The following is a 17567-nucleotide window of genomic DNA, read 5'->3' on the forward strand; positions in this document are numbered from 1 at the left end:
GCGCCGATGGTACTTGGACCGAAGGGTCCCGGGAGAGTAGGACGTCGCCAAGCGAAAAACCACTGTCGATGTAATCGATGGTGGTTTTTATTTGTGTTCATCGAAGTTTTGATGAAGTGCAGATTTAGAGAGTGTCCGACTAATGATATATGCTGCAGCGTGATGTCAGCAGCTTCTCTGTTATATAACATGATCCTAAAATTGACGTAAACAGATGAAGATTTTGTTACCGATACCATGCCAAAAATCAGTATAATAGAATTAGGTATAATCGGGAATGTGATTACCGATATGCGCAGGCTGTAGGAAATAAGGCCTGATTGGAAGGTTCTCCATTAACCAACCAACTATGAATACTCATCTGGAGACCGGTTATTGTGGGGGAAGGAGGACAATTACATGTTGTGTAAACGTGGTCTGCATGTGGCAGGGATGATCTGTGCGGTTACGATTGTGTTGATCGGATCCGGATGCGGGGCATCCACAAAACCAAGCTGGGAAACTTTTGACGGCGCGGCGAATGTGAAGTCATTCCCGGTTCCGAAGGAAGCGAATAAAACGGAGCAAACCACTGGCAATAGTGACTTGGATTATGTACGGTATGCGCTTCCGGGCTTAAAGGGAGACGACAGCATTCCTGAGGCCTACCTGGAAGAGATTGAGTCCTGGGGATGGAAGCAGAAGGAAGTTGAAGATAACGGTTCATCGTTAGTATTTGAAAAAGGTAAAAGTATCGTCCACCTATCGGTGCATGACGATTTTCTTATAATCACGGTTCCGACACAGCTTAAAAAACAAGCCATACAAGGATTGGAAAGCAATAAAGCAAATGAATAAAGACCTCGTTCCGACTTCGGAATGAGGTCTTTATTTAATTTTAAAAGGAAATATGGTTTAGCGCTATGTAGTGATGGAATGCAGAGCCCCAACATTATTGGAGGTAGTAGGAGATGTCCTGTTCATTCATTTTCAACATGCCATCTTTACGCTGACCGCTCAGACGCAGCATCGTATAGCCGCGCGGGAGAAGGAGCCAAAGATGCCAGAACAGAAGCGTGGTGGCAAAAGGCAGCGGAGACCAGAAGGCCATGATAGCGCTTAAGACAATCCCTACCCAACAGGTATAGAACTGCACTAAATTAAATACGCGACGGCTGACGTGTTGATCCGGTATATAACCAAGCCAAGGCAACCTCAGACGAAAGCGCCAACGTTTTCGGTAGCTTGCTCCCAACAGGACGAGCACGGTATGTCCGACAACGTACTGGATCCATAACATAAGCGGAAAGGCGATTAGCAGATAGAGCAGGAAATACGGTGACGTCCAAAATGCCCCTGCGGCCGCTGCTAGCCAAGGCAAACTTAAGTAGAGGATGAGCAAGCTTTTGGAAATTTGGATTTTTTTAATTAATCGATAGTGATAAAAGGTGGCTTGACCGTGTGGATCTGCCATTGGGCTATGCCGTCCCCCTTTAAGTAGAAGTGGATTTCGATAGACGAGAAGATTAAGTCTTTTATGTCTTTATCGGACAAAATCATATTTTTATTAAGCTGAAAAAAAAGGTACAGACACAAGGCCACCAAGGGGTACATATACATAAAGCGTAGACCAATATCCTATGAAAAGGTTTAAAATAATAGAAACTGTGTCATACTAATAGGAAAAGGATCAAGGTGGGATGGTTATGGAAGAATTGACCGAACACGTGTGTATCATATGCAATCAGACGAAGACAGAGGGAATCACCATTGTCTCGCAATTCGTATGCGAGGAATGTGAGTCCGAAATCGTTCATACCAGTGCGGAAGATGCCAAATATCATTTTTTCATTCGTCAACTAAAACAGATTGCCATGCCGAAAAATGCATAGATGCGGGTACACGCGTCAAATGGGCCTGAATGAAAGGCCTTTTTTTGTTTAGAGGGACTTTCCGTGCATGGAGACGTAGGCGTGGGTTTCAAATTGCGTTAAAATAGGTTAGAGAATGTAATCTGAAGGGATATGTCGATGACTACACATAGAGAGCGTGCCCCACTTGCAGAAGCTTTAATATGGTATCGAGAACGTGGGGCTTCATCTTTTCATGTACCTGGTCATAAAAATGGCAGGGCATATGCGGAAGAAGGTAACGCTGCGGAGATGCTGCAAGAGGCCATGCGCATTGATGTGACGGAAATTACCGGAACCGATGATTTATTTCATCCTGAAGGCGTTATTCAGGAAGCACAGGAGCTGGCTGCAGATTGTTTTGGAGCAGAGGAAAGCTTCTTTCTGGTGGGGGGAAGTACAGCCGGCAATTTGGCGCTAATCCTAACGGTATGCCGTGAACCGGGCGATATCGTGCTTGTACAGCGGAACGTACACAAGTCGGTGTTGAACGGATTGATGCTGGCGGGTGCAAGGGCGGTGTTTCTTCAGCCAGAGATGGACAAGCCAAGCGGTTTAGCCATTGCTCCATCTGCGGCTACGCTGGAAGCGGCTCTTAAGGCCTACCCTGAGGCGCGGGGGGCGATCGTCACGATGCCGAACTACTACGGGATGGGGAGCGACTTAAGGCCGCTCGCGGAAGCTTGCCATAAGCGCGACATTCCACTGCTGGTGGACGAAGCGCATGGTGCTCATTACGGACAGCATCCCGAGCTGCCGATGAACGCTTTGTCATGCGGGGCGGATGGTGTGGTTCAATCCACACACAAGATGTTAGCCGCCATGACGATGGGAGCCATGCTGCATGTACAGGGCGGGCTGCTGGATCGAAGCCTGCTGCGCCAGCGGCTGGCCATGGTGCAGAGCTCCAGCCCCTCGTACCCGCTCATGGCTTCGCTGGATCTGGCACGGCGCCTGCTGCACACACAGGGCGCAGGCGCCTTCACGGCTGGCCTGGCCGCCGTGGAGACCTTCCGGCGCGGCCTCGCGAAGCTGCCGCGCTTCGGGCTGCTGCAGCCGCCGCAGCCCGGGGGTCACGCCGCGGGCACGGCCGCTGCGGCGTATACCCGCCAAGACCCGTTCAAGGCGGTCATTTATGACCGCACCGGGTCCCTGAGCGGGTATGCACTCCAGCGCGCACTAGAGGCGCGCGGCTGTGTGCCGGAGATGAGCGACGAGCAGCGCGTCGTCTTATTGTTTACGCTGGCATCGACTCGGGAAGATGCGAATCACGTCTTATGGGCTCTTGTGCATATTGTAGAGCAGGGGGAGAAGACAGAAGGGATCGGAATCGAACCAGGCACTACGGCAGAGAGCACGGAATTATTGATCCGGACATTGCGGGATCAGGGGGATTTCATGAGGTATGAGCCGCGAGTGGCCCACGAGAATATGGATTCCAATCATTTCGATGACGATGCTAAATTGTTAACTGAAGCCAGACTAGTCTCCGATGTTTCCACGTGGAACAATTTACCCGCAGAGATTCCTTATTCGGCCCCAATTCCTTTATCACTTAAGCCGATTGACAGAGAGAGGTTGGAATCGGTGCCGTTAGCGAAGAGTGCTGGGCGAAAGGCGGCGGAGATGGTTATTCCCTACCCGCCAGGCATACCAATCTTATACCCAAGCGAAGTCATCACAGCGGAAATGGAGCAGAAGCTGCTGACATTAAGGGAAGCAGGGGCCAAATGCCAGGGGATATCCGATCCATCGCTGCAGACCATTGTCGTTTATAAGGAAACGTGAAGGAAGGAAATCCACTCTACGCTGGTATATACCGGAGCGTAACTTTGAGCTCCTCGATCAACAAATGATGAAAGCAGGATACGCTATGAATAATCGCAGACCACTATTTATTACCATCGAAGGAGGAGACGGATCCGGTAAAACGACCATGATGGGCAGACTCGCTGCCTTTATGCAGAACCATTCGATTCCGTATCTGATCACACGTGAGCCCGGCGGCATTGAGATTGCGGAGAAGATCCGCTCCATTATTCTCGATCCGGAGCATACCGCGATGGATGCACGCACCGAAGCCTTGTTGTATGCGGCAGCCCGCCGCCAGCACCTTGTCGAAAAGGTGGAGCCGGCTTTGAGCCAGGGCTTGACTGTACTATGTGACCGGTTCGTGGACAGCAGTCTGGTTTACCAGGGATATGCGCGCGGACTGGGCATGGAGGAGGTATGGAACATCAATCAATTTGCGATTGATACCCGTATGCCGGATCTAACGCTGTTGTTTGATGTGGAGCCGAAGATAGGCATGTCCCGGATTACGGCAAATGCAGATCGGGAAATGAATCGGCTGGATATGGAGACCATGGCATTTCACGAGAAAGTTAGGGAAGGCTATCTACTGGTAGCAGAGCGTAATCAGGATCGAATTCGCATTGTGGATGCTTCCAAAACGCCGACTCAGGTGGAAAGAGAAATGATTCGTCACTTGGAAGACGCGATATTAAAGGATTTTTGAGGTTGTTTGTCAAATAAGTACTGTTAAGGACATGTGATGTCCAAATAAACAAGGAGGGTTTACCATGAAATTGATAGTTGCGATTGTCCAGGATAAAGATAGCAACCGTCTCTCCGCCGCATTGGTCAAAGCTAATTTTCGGGCAACAAAGCTTGCAAGTACAGGCGGCTTCCTGAAGGCGGGGAACACCACCTTTATGATCGGGGTAGACGATTCACAGGTTGAAAGTGTGCTCAGTGTCATTCGCACAAGCTGTAAAGTTCGTGAACAGCTGGTCACCCCGGTAACCCCTATGAGTGGTACAACCGATTCCTACTTGCCGCTTCCGGTCGAAGTGCAGGTTGGTGGCGCAACCGTGTTTGTTCTCCCTGTAGAACGATTCGAGCATTTCTAAATTCATTTTCTGGATCCGCGATAGATACGTAACGGATGTTTTTATTGGGATATTTGACGGCCGTGTTCTCCTGCAATCAAAGACTTCTGAACCACTTCTGTATCATAATAAAAATAGTTACCGTAGATCGCCGCACTCGGGAGATGATCTTAATAGATGGATGATTTCAAATGAATTCCGGATAATCATCCTATTTATCGATAATTGTCATTGAATCGCTTGACAAGCAATCCATTTCAAGGTACGTTCACGTGAGGCACAGGTTTGTTCGATATGAACGTACCGGATGCCTCCGTTTTATTAGATGCAAGAAATAACGCAATAGGCGGTGGATTCAGGTGAAGATCAATCCGGGCTTTCGGCCCATGAAAAGTGAACTCACGGTGCCGGATGGCAACGCCAGACCGATTCAGAAGCGATCGTTCTCGGATATGATGCAGCAGCAGGGAGAGCGTGCGACCCATGAAGAGCTGAGTCGTCAGATGCGTGAAATTGCAATGCAAGGAGATCGATTGGCTAAGGCGATGACCGTTCGAGAGCTCAAAGCGTATAAATTGATGGTTCGCCGATTCCTGGAGGAAACCGTACGTCGCGGTGTGAAAATGAAGGAAACGCGCGGCTGGGACCGGCGGGGACGCGGAAAGCGTTATAATGTAATCGATGAAGTCGATTCTGCGCTGCTCGCGATGGCGGATGAACTGCTGGATACGGAGCAGGGGAGAATTGATCTGCTGAACCGAGTTGGTGAAATTCGAGGCATGCTGATCAATCTTGTATTCTAGCTGCAAAAAGCAAGGAAGCGTATCGTAATTCATGACTGCTCCAACATGGAGAGGATCATGAAGGATTGATAGAAAGTGAGGACTTATGTCTTTTAATGATATCGTAGGTCAAGAGACTGCGAAGCAACTGCTGCAAAATGCCTTGCGCCGTAATGCGGTCAGTCATGCCTATCTGTTTAGCGGCCCTCATGGTGCCGGACAGATGCAGACGGCGCTTACGTTTGCCAAGGCTTTGTTTTGTACGGAACTTGAAGACGATGCCTGCGGTCAATGTTTGGAATGCCGCAAGGTAGATCATGGGAACCACCCCGATCTTACGTTGGTTGAGCCTGATGGAGCCAGCATTAAGATCGATCAGATTCGCGATCTTCAGCGTATATTCTCTTATCGATCGGAGAATCGCAATCCTAAGGTTTATATCATTGACCGGGCGGAGAAGATGACCACACAGGCTGCCAACAGCCTGCTGAAATTTCTGGAGGAACCCCAAGCGCCGGCTGTAGCAATTCTGATTGCCGAGAACGGACAAGCCCTTCTGCCCACCATTCAATCAAGATCCCAGCAGGTTCCATTCCGGGCTTTAGATCCGCAGATGATGGAGAAGGTTCTTGTAGGGGAAGGTTATCCAGCCGCACTTGTGCGCTGTGCAGTTCACCTTTCATCAGGACTTGATGAGTGCAGGAAAATATTGAGTGAGAATTGGTTTGCAGAAATTAGAAACGTAGTGTTACAATTAGGGAAGGAGTCTTTGAACCGAAGCGGCTCAGCGATCATCACAGCGAGTCAAAAAGTGTTCAAAACCGAACTCTCAGATCATCTGGACCTATTGTTCAGTATGTTTCATTTATGGTTTAAGGACATGATCCATGTCCAGTATGGAAGGAAAGAGTCTCTCGTTTTCATAGATCAGGCAGAGTATATCTCTGGTCATGCATCAGCCCGCAGCACAGCACAGTGGGTGTCATACATGGATTTGGCCGCAGAGTGTCAGAAGAAGTTACGCTATAATGTCAATGGACAGCTCAGTTTAGAGCAGTTATTGATGGGTTTGGGCGGTAACACTCCGGCGTGAGAAGACCCCCAGGCCCGCAGAATGGCCATTATGTACAGGCACAAGGGGGTTTATTTTTGTACAGTGTAGTAGGTGTCCGCTTTAAGAAGGCGGGCAAAATATATTACTTTGATCCGCTCGACCTGCCCGTGGAGAAGGAACAATCCGTCATCGTGGAAACCGCGAGAGGAATTGAGTATGGTCAAGTTGTGATAGGAAAGAAGGAGGTCGGTGAATCAGACGTTGTCCTTCCGCTCAAGAAGGTCATCCGGATCGCTGGTGATTCTGATGCCCGTGTGGTTGAAGAGAACAAACAAGCGGCTAAGGATGCATTCACCACCTGTTTAAATAAAATTCGGGATCACGAACTGAAAATGAAGCTGGTCGATGTGGAATTTACCTTTGACCGCAACAAAATCATTTTCTACTTCACGGCGGAAGGCCGTGTGGATTTCCGTGAGCTGGTCAAGGATCTGGCCAGTATATTCCGTACAAGAATCGAACTTCGCCAGATTGGAGTTCGCGATGAAGCGAAAATGCTCGGCGGTCTTGGACCTTGCGGACGCGTACTGTGCTGTTCCTCATGGCTTGGCGATTTTGAGCCGGTATCGATCAAGATGGCAAAGGATCAAAGCCTATCGCTCAATCCGACTAAAATTTCCGGGCTATGTGGAAGATTGATGTGCTGCCTGAAGTTTGAGCATGATAATTATGAAAGCGTGAAAGAAGAGCTTCCATCCGCTGGGAAAATGGTCGTTACTTCGCTTGGAGAAGGCAAAGTAGTCGGACTGAATGCGGATAAGCGGACGGTACATGTTCAGCTGTTTGAAATTGGTAAGGTTAAGGAACTTCCAATGGATGACGTTGTCATCAAATAGTCCAATAGAATGTTTATTTTCGGGGTGTAGACTTGGAGAAGAAAAACATTTTTGTGCTCATTCAAGAGTTGGAAACACAGATGGGACATATACACAGTGAACTGGGTGGACTTAAGCTGGTCATCAAGGAACTGCTGGAAGAGAACCATCGCCTCAGTCTTGAAAATGAACAGCTCCGGAAAATTTTAAAGCGGGAAGTCAATCCGGCAGAATTGGAAAACCCAGTGGCTTTACAACCTCAGCCTCATGTAAAGGACGAGGGACATGAAGATGTAGTCGGCGAGGGATATGATAACCTGGCTCGGCTGTATCATGAAGGCTTCCACATCTGCAATGTCTATTACGGACATCTGCGGACGGAAGGGGATTGCCTGTTCTGCTTATCTTTTTTGAATAAATAAGAAGCCGTAGGAGAAACCGCCTACGGTTTTTTTCTAGAATGGAAAGGTTATACTGTAAGGATCGCGCTTGGAAAATACCATACGGCTGCTTGTCATGCAATGTGAAGAGCAGCCTTTTATGTATTTCATTTTATCAGGCACTATGTAGGGAGCCGATACACCAGAAGAGCGTGTTTGGAATTATGGAGATAAAGGGTTGAAACTATGAAATTGAAAGAAGTGTTATTGCAACCATCCGAGCGGATTGATGATCTGCTTACCCATGAGCTTGGCATCATCCAGAGTGAGGAGGTATTCAGCTTTTCCATGGACGCCGTCCTGCTTGCCAGGTTTGCCAGCATTCCGCGCAGGGGCCGTATTTTGGATATGTGCACGGGAAACGGAGTTGTTCCAATCCTGCTGTCAACACGTACAGGAGTGCCGATCGAGGGGATTGAGATTCAGCCCAGACTTGCAGACATGGCCAGACGGAGCGTCGAGATGAATGATCTCCAGGATCAGATCACGATTCATGAGGGAGACCTGCGGGAACTGTACAAGGAAAAAGGGTATGGAGCGTACGACCTGATTACCGTCAACCCGCCTTATATGCCGATGAACGGCAGCGACTTGAAGCTGAATGAGCACCAGGCGATTGCCAGGCATGAAATTCACTGTACGCTTGAGGAAGTAATTGAATCCTGTGCAAGGCTGCTTCGCCAAGGCGGGAAGATGAGCATGGTCCACAAGCCCCTGCGGCTGGCAGAAATCATTACCCTTATGAGCAAATACCGGATTGAGCCCAAAGTCATCCGCTTTGTCCATCCACGCGTAGATATGGAAGCGAACATGGTGCTTATCGAGGGGATTCGAGACGGGAAGCCTGAGGTCCGGCTGAAGCCTCCGCTGATCGTGTATGATGAGCAAGGACACTACGGACCGGATTTTATGGAAATTTACTACGGAACACATAAGGATGAGGCGAAGGAATGAGAAATTTTGTACAGCAAAGTTATGCCGACCAGGGAGAGGGAAGCCCAGGTTCTCTGTATTTGGTGGCAACGCCGATCGGTAATTTGGAGGATATGACCTATCGTGCCGTGCGCATCCTTCAGGAATGCGATATTATCGCGGCAGAGGATACGAGGCAGTCACGAAAGCTGCTGACCCATTTCGAAATTCCGGCTAAACCGCTGTTTAGTTATCATGAGCATAATAAGGCGGCCAGCGGGCCTGAAATCATACGTTATATAATAGAAGGAAAAAATGTGGCACTCGTCAGCGACGCCGGTCTGCCGGCGATTTCGGACCCTGGCAGCGATCTGGTTTCACTTGCGATTGAAGCGGGCATTTCGGTCATTCCGATCCCGGGGGCCAATGCCGCACTTTCCGCCCTAATCGTTTCGGGTTTGCCGACCGAACGGTTTACGTTTATCGGCTTTTTGCCGCGGGAGCGCAAAGATATCGTCCAGCAGCTGCAGGCTTTGCAATCGGCGCAGGGAACGTTATTATTTTATGAATCTCCGCATCGCGTGAAAAAGACCCTGGAGATCTTGCAGGAGGTACTGGGAAATCGGAAGGTGACCTTGGCTCGCGAACTGACCAAGCGCTACGAGGAATTCTTGCGCGGAAGCATCTCCGAATGCCTGGACTGGCTCACGGAGCATCCACCCCTGGGTGAATATTGTTTGGTGGTCGAAGCCGGCAGTGCAGAAGAGGAGCTTAAAGAGAAAAATGCCTGGTGGCAGGAGCTTTCGCTCCAGGAGCATGTGGAACATTATGAGCGGGGAGGACTAAGCCGCAAGGATGCCATGAAAAAAACCGCGGGTGATCGCGGTGTATCGAAGCGGGATATCTATAACGCACTCCTGACGGAGTCGTGATCCTGCATAACTTGGCGCAGGGTAACAAAAGAGCCCCACAAAGTGGGGCCTATGCTTCGATGTTTATTCAAATCCTACGGGGAGACCCCAAAACATATACATAAATGCGATTATGAAATGGCTCACTTCGCTGAAAACTTATAAATTATTTGAATATCAAAAAAAGACCCTCCTGCGGCCGGGTTCATAGCCGAGGAAGGCACCAAGGAGATATGAAAAAGGTTAGAATTAACAAAGTGTAATAATGCTATTATATACTAAAAATCTTAATTTGTCACAGGTGTAGGGATTTCCGAGATACATTCATGGCAAACAATTTTACCTTTGAAGTAAGTGACATTCTCAGCGTTACCACAGAAGATGCAGGCGGGCTCATATTTCTTAAGCATGATGCGTTCGCCGTCTACATAAATCTCCAATGCATCTTTCTCACCAATTCCGAGCGTACGGCGTAACTCAATTGGAATGACGACCCGTCCAAGCTCATCGACTTTCCTTACAATTCCTGTTGATTTCATCATAACTTATAAATGCCCCTCTCGCCATAATTTAAAAAAGTCATAATTCGACATAGTTCTAGTTTTTATGTTATTTATAGTACCAACGATTCCCAAAACAGTCAACCTATATTTTTGAAAAATCGGAACCTATTTACGAAAGTATAGTGAACAAAACCCTTGTATAGCAACGTAATTACCATAATCGAACCAATTTTTGCTGCGATTTTCTATTTGTCGATTTGGAAAGCGTAATTTTACCTTATTCGACATGGTTCGACATTAGTTGTCAAAAGAAGTGTTTATCGGCAAAAACCCAAATCAAAACGATAAGGAGTTGAGATGGAATGCATTCACCAATTTCGGAAGAAAAAGTGTTTAAGGATCCCGTCCACAACTATATTCATGTGCAAGACGATATCATATGGCGATTAATCGATACCCCGGAATTCCAGCGGCTCCGCCGGGTGAGACAGCTTGGGACTTCATTTCTGACCTTTCACGGGGCCGAACACAGCCGATTCTCCCATTCATTGGGAGTCTATGAAATTACGAGAAGAATCATCTCTCAATTCGAACGGAGGGGGTACTCCGATTGGCCTGCCGAGGAAAGGCAAGTTGCCCTCTGCGCGGCCCTGCTGCATGATTTGGGGCATGGGCCTTTTTCTCATTCTATAGAAGAAGCTTTTCATATGAATCACGAGGACTGGACATGCCGGATCCTGCTTGGGGATACTTGCGTCAATCAGGTACTGCGGGAGCTTGGAGCGGATTTCCCCGAGAAAGTGGCTTCGGTTATTAACAAGACCTACGACAAGCCGATTGTGATAAATCTGGTCACTAGCCCGCTGGATGCGGACCGGATGGATTATTTGTTAAGGGACGCGTATTATACGGGAGTCAATTACGGAACGATTGATATTGACCGGATCTTGCGGATGCTGCGGCCATACCGGGATCGGATCGTCGTGAAGGAATCGGGTATGCATGCCGTAGAGGATTACCTGATGTCAAGGTATCAGATGTACTGGCAGGTGTATTTTCATCCCGTCACCCGAAGCTCTGAAATCATCCTGCGCCAAATCTTCCGCCGGGCCAAGGAACTGCATGACCGTGGATATGGTTTCCGGTTCATGATCGAACCGCTTCCTGCGTTGTTTTTGGGGGATATCGGGGTGAATCAATACCTTCGCCTTGATGAAGCTCTGATCCAAACAGCTTTCCTGCAGTGGACGGAGGAGGAAGATCCGCTTCTTAGCGAATTATGCGGCCGTTTCATGCACCGAAAGCTCTACAAATATGTAGAAATCGACAACATCGATCTGGAGACCATCGACGGGATACGCCACGCATTCAATGCCGTGGGATTGCAACCGGAATATGACCTGGAGATTGATTTTCCAACGGATCTTCCTTATGATAAGGTTCATTCCGATATGCCGCTTAACGAGAAGCAAATCCTGCTTCTGGATCGGCATGATGAGCTGAAGGAAATCTCGGAGGTTTCCGATATTGTGCGCTCGATCAGTGGCATTCATAAAGGACGGTACCATCTTTATTATCCGGAGGAGAAGGTAAGTCCGCTGCTGGCTCAAATGCCGGAGAAGATAGCCAGTGTTTTCAAACAACAACATTAACCTAGGTGGAATACAGGAAAGCTGGGTATATCTGTGATTTACCCAGCTAATGGAAGATAAACGACACAGAAACGACAGGAAGGAGAGTGTGGATTTTATGTTGTTCGACACGCACACTCATATGGATGCTCCCCAATTCGATGAAGACCGGGAAGTGGCAATCCAGCGGGCGCTCGAAGCCGGCGTGACCCGGATGATCAATATTGGTTTTAACCGGGAGACGATTCCGACTACGATGAAGCTGGCAGAAACTTATGATTTTATATATGCAGCGGTGGGCTGGCATCCTGTAGACGCCATTACCATGGAGGATCAGGACCTGGATTGGATCGCTTCTTTGTGTAGTCATGAGAAAGTAGTGGCTATAGGAGAGATCGGTTTGGACTATTATTGGGATACGTCTCCGAAAGAAGTTCAGCACCGAGTGCTTCGGCGTCAGATCGGACTGGCCCGGGAATTGAACATGCCGATTGTCATTCATAATCGGGATGCGCATGAAGATATCGTGAAAATTTTGCGCGAGGAAAAAGCCTCCGAGGTGGGTGGTGTGATGCATTCCTTTTCGGGAAGCTGGGAAACGGCCAAAATGTGTCTCGATATGGGATTCCATATTTCGTTTGGCGGGCCGATTACCTTCAAAAATGCAAAGCAGCCCAAAGAGGTTTTGGCGCAGGTTCCGCTTGATCGATTATTGATCGAAACGGACTCCCCTTATCTAACACCCCACCCGTTCCGCGGGAAACGAAATGAGACCGCTTATGTAAAATTGGTGGCGGAGGCGGCAGCCGAAATTAGAGGGTTGTCCTATGAGGAATTGGCCCAAATTACCACCCAAAATGCGCTGGAACGATTTGGTATTTAACGAAAACGAGAGCAAAAGCGATGAAAAAGGGAGCATTTTCGATTAATTAAAGTTTTTTAATCAGAAAAGGCGTTGATATTACAATATTTTAACCTTTTACATGAGAAAATGTGGTTGAATGTTGCTTTACAACCTGCATACAAACAGGATATCATCTTTTCAGTGATAAGAAGCTGCGATGTGCAGATCGCAGCCGAATATTTCATGAACCGTCTCGCTTAATCTCCGAAATTCTGGGGAACGGGGGAACCGATACCGCCGTGCATACTGGTCTGAATGCGCGCAGCTGTATTTGATTTCTTTTTCGGGTCTTTGGGGTGAATTTGAAGGATCTCGCCATGAGCGGGTATCCGGATCTAGGGCGTCTCTCTTACGTCCGAACCCGACAGCTAACTCCGTAAGCGAAATAAGAGGGGAATTCTCGTGCATACCATTTCCATGATTCTAATCATCAGGAAGCCACGTTAGAGCCTCTAGTACTCTTTCAATGGCTTTCTTTTATTTTTGAATAATGGAGAGTGGATCATCATACTCTTGGTAAACAAGGGGTGGTGGTACATGGACGGAAAGACGGGAATTGACGCAGGGTGTAGATAGATAGCAGGGCGCCTTGTGAGAAAAATTGCTATAGTCACGTCAAATGCATTCATGCGTTTACCTAGACGGCGGGACTATGAAGGAGGATGGAATAGTGGGCATTTTTCAACCTGAAGAAACCCATGAATCACAATCATCCAGCATGTCTTACGCATTGAGATGGAAGCATGACAATTTGCGTCAATTGATGTTGCTCGGTGCCATGGGTGCCGTTACGGTATCACTTCTCATATCGTTGGTCGTACATGATCAGGCAGGCAAGGAGGTCCAGCTTGTCGTCGATGGTCGTGTCACCACAGTTGAAACACGTGGATCATTGCTGCAGGAATTGCTGGATGAGCAAGCGATCACGTTGAGTCCTCAGGATCAGATTTCGATGCCTTTAAACGGCGCGATCCAGGATGGAGACCGGATCATCATTGACCGGGCAATTCCAGTCAAAGTTACAGTAGGCAGCACAACCAAAACCATATTTACATCCCAGGATACGGTTGATCATGTACTTAAAGAGGCTGGTATTACAATCCAGGGTGAAGATATAGTACAACCGGCACAGAACACGAAGCTGACCAGCAATATGAATATCGAAGTCGTTCGCGTCACGAAACAAAAAGTTAAGGAGACGGAAGATCGGAATTTCCGCGTGATCAAAACAGCCGACCCATCGCTTGAGAGAGGGGATAACCGCGTTATTCAGCGGGGGGAGCCTGGTCTCATGGTGAACCATTATGAGAAGGTCTACCACAATGGCAAGCTGGTTTCCAAGACGAAGGTTTCCCAAGAAATTGAACGCAGAACGAAGGATAAAATCATTGCCGTTGGCACCAAAAAAGTGGAGAAGCCTGTCATCGTTCAGGCGGCAGCCACCGATGTAAAGGCTAAATCGGCTAAATTGTCCAGCACGAAAAAAGTAACGACCGCCAAGGCTGTCGAGAACAACGTGGTTTCTCGGGCAGGCGTTGATTTTAAATACAGCAAGGTATTGAACAACGTGTCGATGACGGCGTATTCCGCTGAGCAGCAGGGAATCGGCACGCGCACTGCATCCGGCACACGCGTTACAGAAGGGCGAACCATCGCCGTTGATCCTAACATCATCCCGATCGGCTGGTGGGTCTATATCGAAGGCATTGGCTTCCGTCGTGCAGAAGATACGGGCGGTGCCATCAAAGGCAACAAAATCGATGTTTATTATGATTCACTGAAATCGGCCATAAATTTCGGCCGGAAGAGCGGCCGCACCGTTTACGTGATCGGTCCGGTTAAACCTGAATTGAACTAGTCGCATGAATTCCAATTTACAATACCATTCTAATGCTATACTATTTAGCTTATAATATATAATGATGAAGAAGAGGGAATATTTCCTCTTCTTTTGTTTTGTTAAGAACGGAGTATATAGGGCTAAGATGGTAGAACCTAGAGGTTGTACAAGCCTGTTTTCTTGGGAAGGAAGAGAACAAACGCATGATTAAAGAAGTGATTGTAGTGGAAGGCAGAGACGATACCGTTGCCATTAAACGGGCCGTAGAAGCGGATACGATCGAAACGGGCGGCTCAGCGATCAATAAACAAATCCTGAAACGCATAGCGCTTGCTCAGGAGCGCAGAGGCGTTATTATATTAACCGATCCTGACCATGCAGGGGAGCGGATCCGCAAAATTGTGGATCAGGGTGTCCCTGGCTGCAAGCATGCCTTTATTCCGGAAGCGGATGCTACCCGCAAAGGGGATATCGGCGTGGAGAATGCTTCGCCGGAAGCGATACGTCGTGCGCTGGAGCGGGTCCATACCTCCTTTGAGGGCGGAGAGAGCCTGATCAGTCTGGAGGACATGCTGGAGGCGGGATTATCAGCCCATCCGGAGGCGGCTGCAAGGCGTATGACGATGGGAAACCTGCTCGGGATCGGATATTGCAACAGCAAGCAATTTCATAAACGATTGGCCATGTTTCAAATATCGCGGGAAGAATTTCTGGCCGCACTTGCACAGCTGGAAGAAGGGGGCGTAAGCCAATGAATCGGATCGAGGATATATCAACACCAAGACGGACGAAGGAGATCATCTCACGGCATGGATTCTCCTTCAAGAAGAGCCTGGGTCAAAACTTTCTCATCGATCAGAATATATTGTATAAAATCGTGGAGGCTGCAGGACTGGATGAAGATAAGGGAGCGCTTGAAATCGGGCCTGGAATCGGTGCGTTAACCGAGAAGTTGGCACAGACGGCAGGAACTGTCACCGCGGTCGAAATTGATCAGCGCCTGATTCCCATCCTGCGGGAGGTCCTGGAGCCGTATGAGAATGTGAAGGTGCATCATGGGGATGTCCTGAAGGTGGATCTTCATGAACTGTTCCGTCGGGATTTTGCGGGTGTATCGAAGGTCAGTGTGGTCGCGAATCTGCCGTATTATGTGACAACGCCGATTCTCATGAAGCTGCTGGAGGAGAAGCTGCCGCTGGAGAATATCGTGGTGATGATTCAGAAAGAAGTGGCAGAGCGGATGGCGGCAGCACCGGGAAGTAAGGATTACGGCAGCCTTAGCATTGCCGTTCAATATTACAGTGAGCCTAAGCTGGTCTGTATTGTGCCGCATACGGTGTTTATCCCGCAGCCGAATGTCGCTTCGGCCGTTATTCGCTTGGCGGTACGGGAACAGCCTCCTGTCAGCGTAGAAGATGAAGGCTTCTTCTTTGAGTTGGTCCAGGCCTCTTTCGCACAGCGGAGGAAGACGATTGCCAACAATCTGAAGAGTCGGTTCTTTCCGGGAGAGGGCCGTGAACGGCTGGAGCAGCTGCTGCAGGAGGCGGGTATCGAGCCTTCACGGCGCGGTGAGACCCTTAGTATTGAAGAGTATGCCCGGCTAAGCAACATATTGTACAACGCGGACATTCGTTAATACAGCCGTTAGAGCGCCATAGACCCACGGAAGGTCTCGACGCGATAAATTGATGTTTCCAAGAACCAATAGTCACAGTGGCCCATACCATAGGGTAGGGGTGATGTTGTGATGAACTTGGGAGACTTGGTCGTTCGTAAATCCTACGGCGGCGATGTAACGTTCCGGGTAGAAGGCATGCGGCAAAATAACAATATCGTAATCAAAGGGACGGAATTCCGGTTACTGGCCGATGCTCCCGTTGATGATCTGGTCACGGTCCCGCATCCCACCTTAAGCGAACGAACAAAGCAGGCACAGATCAAAGCCAATGAGTCGCTGGACCGCCTGCAGAAGCACAGACAGGAGCAGAGCGAGCGTCAATTGGCCAGCCTACGCAATATCGAAGGCGGTCAGCTTGCGGATAAAGGATATTTTGATGTGCCGGGCAAAGTGCTGCATTTGGATGGGGATCCCCAATACCTGAAGAAGAGTTTGACCTTGTACAATCAGCTTCGGGTCCCCGCGGAAGGCCATTATATCAATGAGTCGGGGATGGCCGATTCATTATATCGTCTTCTTCCGCGGGTAAGACCTGATATCGTGGTCATTACAGGTCATGATGGAGTTCTGAAGAGGCGACAGCCATACGATTTATATAGCCTGGACAGCTATAAAAATTCACACAACTTTGTGACGGCCATTCAGGTAGCACGTCAATATGAGCGGAATCTGGATTCCCTGGTCATTGTGGCCGGGGCGTGCCAATCGCATTTTGAAGCGCTGCTGCAGGCAGGAGCCAATTTTGCCAGCTCGCCGGGGCGAATCCTCATTCATGCGCTGGATCCCGTCTACGTTGCCGCCAAGGCAGCCTATACGTCGGTCAGGGATACCGTGAACATTCATGATGTCGTTCATCATACGATCAGCGGCAGCCAGGGCGTGGGCGGAATCGAGACGAGGGGCAGCTACCGGATCGGTCTGCCCAAGCTGCAAGATTTGTCCACATTGAAGGTTACGCCTTCGGTCAGTTAGGCTCATGTCGTGTTCTGAAAGAGGCTTATCGGCCGTTGAAGAGAGACCTGAGAAGAACCCCACAAGCTGGGGTTTTTTATTTTTTGTTTCAAATCTTTAAGAAAGTTGTCAAAAAAAATACATAAAGCTTGTCAATTTAGCACATATTAAAGCAAATGCACACGAGAAATACAGGGTCAAAAAAAATACGTTGACAATATATTTTTGATGCTGATATAATTAATGTTTTTGAATTGACAAATGACTGAATCTTTTGTATAATGGACAAGGAAAGAGGTGGTCGTC

At 48.6% G+C, this 17567-nt stretch carries 19 protein-coding genes and 1 riboswitch; of the genes, 17 read left to right on the top strand and 2 right to left on the bottom strand.

Annotated features, from left to right (window positions below):
- The first annotated feature begins 399 nt into the window (after positions 1-399).
- On the top strand, positions 400-837 hold the full coding sequence (locus tag DP091_RS27390) for a hypothetical protein (RefSeq protein ID WP_113061245.1): 438 nt from the start codon (positions 400-402) through the stop codon (positions 835-837).
- A 94-nt stretch (positions 838-931) separates the two neighbouring features.
- Here DP091_RS27390 and DP091_RS27395 read toward each other — a convergent pair whose 3' ends face one another.
- On the bottom strand, positions 932-1453 hold the full coding sequence (locus DP091_RS27395) for a hypothetical protein (RefSeq protein WP_113061246.1): 522 nt from the start codon (positions 1451-1453) through the stop codon (positions 932-934).
- A gap of 232 nt (positions 1454-1685) precedes the next feature.
- Here DP091_RS27395 and DP091_RS27400 point away from each other — a divergent pair, with 232 nt between their 5' ends.
- From DP091_RS27400 to rsmI, 10 genes are all read left to right on the top strand, one after another.
- Positions 1686-1871: a sigma factor G inhibitor Gin gene (locus DP091_RS27400; RefSeq protein WP_071221101.1), complete on the top strand. Its 186-nt coding sequence runs from the start codon at positions 1686-1688 to the stop codon at positions 1869-1871.
- A gap of 138 nt (positions 1872-2009) precedes the next feature.
- Positions 2010-3677, top strand: coding sequence for an aminotransferase class I/II-fold pyridoxal phosphate-dependent enzyme (locus DP091_RS27405; RefSeq protein WP_113061247.1), 1668 nt, complete (start codon positions 2010-2012; stop codon positions 3675-3677).
- 85 nt (positions 3678-3762) lie between these two features.
- The gene (tmk, locus tag DP091_RS27410) at positions 3763-4407 is read left to right on the top strand and encodes a dTMP kinase (protein WP_113061248.1); all 645 of its coding nucleotides are present in this window, start codon (positions 3763-3765) and stop codon (positions 4405-4407) included.
- A gap of 64 nt (positions 4408-4471) precedes the next feature.
- Positions 4472-4801, top strand: a complete 330-nt coding sequence (locus DP091_RS27415; protein ID WP_006207400.1) for a cyclic-di-AMP receptor — start codon at positions 4472-4474, stop codon at positions 4799-4801.
- Between the two features lie 338 nt (positions 4802-5139).
- Complete coding sequence (locus DP091_RS27420) at positions 5140-5583, top strand: YaaR family protein (RefSeq protein ID WP_071221098.1); 444 nt, start codon at positions 5140-5142, stop codon at positions 5581-5583.
- An 85-nt stretch (positions 5584-5668) separates the two neighbouring features.
- Complete coding sequence (gene holB / locus DP091_RS27425; RefSeq protein WP_071221097.1) at positions 5669-6655, top strand: DNA polymerase III subunit delta'; 987 nt, start codon at positions 5669-5671, stop codon at positions 6653-6655.
- A 56-nt stretch (positions 6656-6711) separates the two neighbouring features.
- Entirely contained in the window at positions 6712-7512 is an 801-nt protein-coding gene (locus DP091_RS27430) for a PSP1 domain-containing protein (protein WP_071221096.1), read from the top strand.
- Positions 7513-7544: 32 nt separating this feature from the next.
- Positions 7545-7913, top strand: a complete 369-nt coding sequence (yabA, locus tag DP091_RS27435) for a DNA replication initiation control protein YabA (RefSeq protein WP_113061249.1) — start codon at positions 7545-7547, stop codon at positions 7911-7913.
- A 204-nt stretch (positions 7914-8117) separates the two neighbouring features.
- Positions 8118-8885 carry a tRNA1(Val) (adenine(37)-N6)-methyltransferase gene (locus DP091_RS27440; RefSeq protein ID WP_113061250.1) on the top strand — a complete coding sequence of 256 codons (768 nt, stop codon included), beginning with the start codon at positions 8118-8120 and terminating at the stop codon, positions 8883-8885.
- On the top strand, positions 8882-9775 hold the full coding sequence (rsmI, locus tag DP091_RS27445; RefSeq protein ID WP_113061251.1) for a 16S rRNA (cytidine(1402)-2'-O)-methyltransferase: 894 nt from the start codon (positions 8882-8884) through the stop codon (positions 9773-9775). The genes DP091_RS27440 and rsmI overlap by 4 nt, the downstream gene beginning before the upstream one ends.
- Positions 9776-10041: 266 nt before the next feature.
- Here the strand turns inward: rsmI and DP091_RS27450 are convergent, their stop codons facing one another.
- Positions 10042-10296, bottom strand: a complete 255-nt coding sequence (locus DP091_RS27450) for an AbrB/MazE/SpoVT family DNA-binding domain-containing protein (protein ID WP_006207408.1) — start codon at positions 10294-10296, stop codon at positions 10042-10044.
- 323 nt (positions 10297-10619) lie between these two features.
- Here DP091_RS27450 and DP091_RS27455 point away from each other — a divergent pair, with 323 nt between their 5' ends.
- From DP091_RS27455 to yabG, 6 genes are all read left to right on the top strand, one after another.
- Positions 10620-11909 carry an HD domain-containing protein gene (locus DP091_RS27455; protein ID WP_113061252.1) on the top strand — a complete coding sequence of 430 codons (1290 nt, stop codon included), beginning with the start codon at positions 10620-10622 and terminating at the stop codon, positions 11907-11909.
- A gap of 97 nt (positions 11910-12006) precedes the next feature.
- On the top strand, positions 12007-12771 hold the full coding sequence (locus tag DP091_RS27460) for a TatD family hydrolase (RefSeq protein ID WP_113061253.1): 765 nt from the start codon (positions 12007-12009) through the stop codon (positions 12769-12771).
- Between the two features lie 205 nt (positions 12772-12976).
- A riboswitch (cyclic di-AMP (ydaO/yuaA leader) is annotated at positions 12977-13191 on the top strand.
- 271 nt (positions 13192-13462) lie between these two features.
- The gene (locus DP091_RS27465; RefSeq protein WP_113061254.1) at positions 13463-14650 is read left to right on the top strand and encodes a resuscitation-promoting factor; all 1188 of its coding nucleotides are present in this window, start codon (positions 13463-13465) and stop codon (positions 14648-14650) included.
- Between the two features lie 185 nt (positions 14651-14835).
- Positions 14836-15387 (top strand): ribonuclease M5, encoded by a 552-nt coding sequence (gene rnmV / locus DP091_RS27470; RefSeq protein WP_098741214.1) that lies wholly within the window; start codon positions 14836-14838, stop codon positions 15385-15387.
- Entirely contained in the window at positions 15384-16268 is an 885-nt protein-coding gene (gene rsmA, locus DP091_RS27475; RefSeq protein ID WP_113061255.1) for a 16S rRNA (adenine(1518)-N(6)/adenine(1519)-N(6))-dimethyltransferase RsmA, read from the top strand. Before rnmV ends, rsmA begins: the two co-directional genes overlap by 4 nt.
- Positions 16269-16379: 111 nt before the next feature.
- Positions 16380-17282 carry a sporulation peptidase YabG gene (gene yabG / locus DP091_RS27480; protein WP_071221088.1) on the top strand — a complete coding sequence of 301 codons (903 nt, stop codon included), beginning with the start codon at positions 16380-16382 and terminating at the stop codon, positions 17280-17282.
- The last annotated feature ends 285 nt before the right edge of the window (positions 17283-17567 follow it).

Source organism: Paenibacillus sp. MDMC362, from assembly GCF_003269305.1.
In the GTDB taxonomy this organism is placed as follows: domain Bacteria; phylum Bacillota; class Bacilli; order Paenibacillales; family Paenibacillaceae; genus Paenibacillus_AQ.

What these genes read in the sequence shown, in the direction of transcription:
- DP091_RS27390 (WP_113061245.1), top strand. Translation starts at nt 400, where the DNA reads ATGTTGTGTAAACGTGGTCTGCATGTGGCAGGGATGATCTGTGCGGTT.
- DP091_RS27395 (WP_113061246.1), bottom strand. Translation starts at nt 1,453, where the DNA reads ATGGCAGATCCACACGGTCAAGCCACCTTTTATCACTATCGATTAATT.
- DP091_RS27400 (WP_071221101.1), top strand. Translation starts at nt 1,686, where the DNA reads ATGGAAGAATTGACCGAACACGTGTGTATCATATGCAATCAGACGAAG.
- DP091_RS27405 (WP_113061247.1), top strand. Translation starts at nt 2,010, where the DNA reads ATGACTACACATAGAGAGCGTGCCCCACTTGCAGAAGCTTTAATATGG.
- tmk (WP_113061248.1), top strand. Translation starts at nt 3,763, where the DNA reads ATGAATAATCGCAGACCACTATTTATTACCATCGAAGGAGGAGACGGA.
- DP091_RS27415 (WP_006207400.1), top strand. Translation starts at nt 4,472, where the DNA reads ATGAAATTGATAGTTGCGATTGTCCAGGATAAAGATAGCAACCGTCTC.
- holB (WP_071221097.1), top strand. Translation starts at nt 5,669, where the DNA reads ATGTCTTTTAATGATATCGTAGGTCAAGAGACTGCGAAGCAACTGCTG.
- DP091_RS27440 (WP_113061250.1), top strand. Translation starts at nt 8,118, where the DNA reads ATGAAATTGAAAGAAGTGTTATTGCAACCATCCGAGCGGATTGATGAT.
- rsmI (WP_113061251.1), top strand. Translation starts at nt 8,882, where the DNA reads ATGAGAAATTTTGTACAGCAAAGTTATGCCGACCAGGGAGAGGGAAGC.
- DP091_RS27450 (WP_006207408.1), bottom strand. Translation starts at nt 10,296, where the DNA reads ATGATGAAATCAACAGGAATTGTAAGGAAAGTCGATGAGCTTGGACGG.
- DP091_RS27455 (WP_113061252.1), top strand. Translation starts at nt 10,620, where the DNA reads ATGCATTCACCAATTTCGGAAGAAAAAGTGTTTAAGGATCCCGTCCAC.
- DP091_RS27460 (WP_113061253.1), top strand. Translation starts at nt 12,007, where the DNA reads ATGTTGTTCGACACGCACACTCATATGGATGCTCCCCAATTCGATGAA.
- rnmV (WP_098741214.1), top strand. Translation starts at nt 14,836, where the DNA reads ATGATTAAAGAAGTGATTGTAGTGGAAGGCAGAGACGATACCGTTGCC.
- rsmA (WP_113061255.1), top strand. Translation starts at nt 15,384, where the DNA reads ATGAATCGGATCGAGGATATATCAACACCAAGACGGACGAAGGAGATC.
- yabG (WP_071221088.1), top strand. Translation starts at nt 16,380, where the DNA reads ATGAACTTGGGAGACTTGGTCGTTCGTAAATCCTACGGCGGCGATGTA.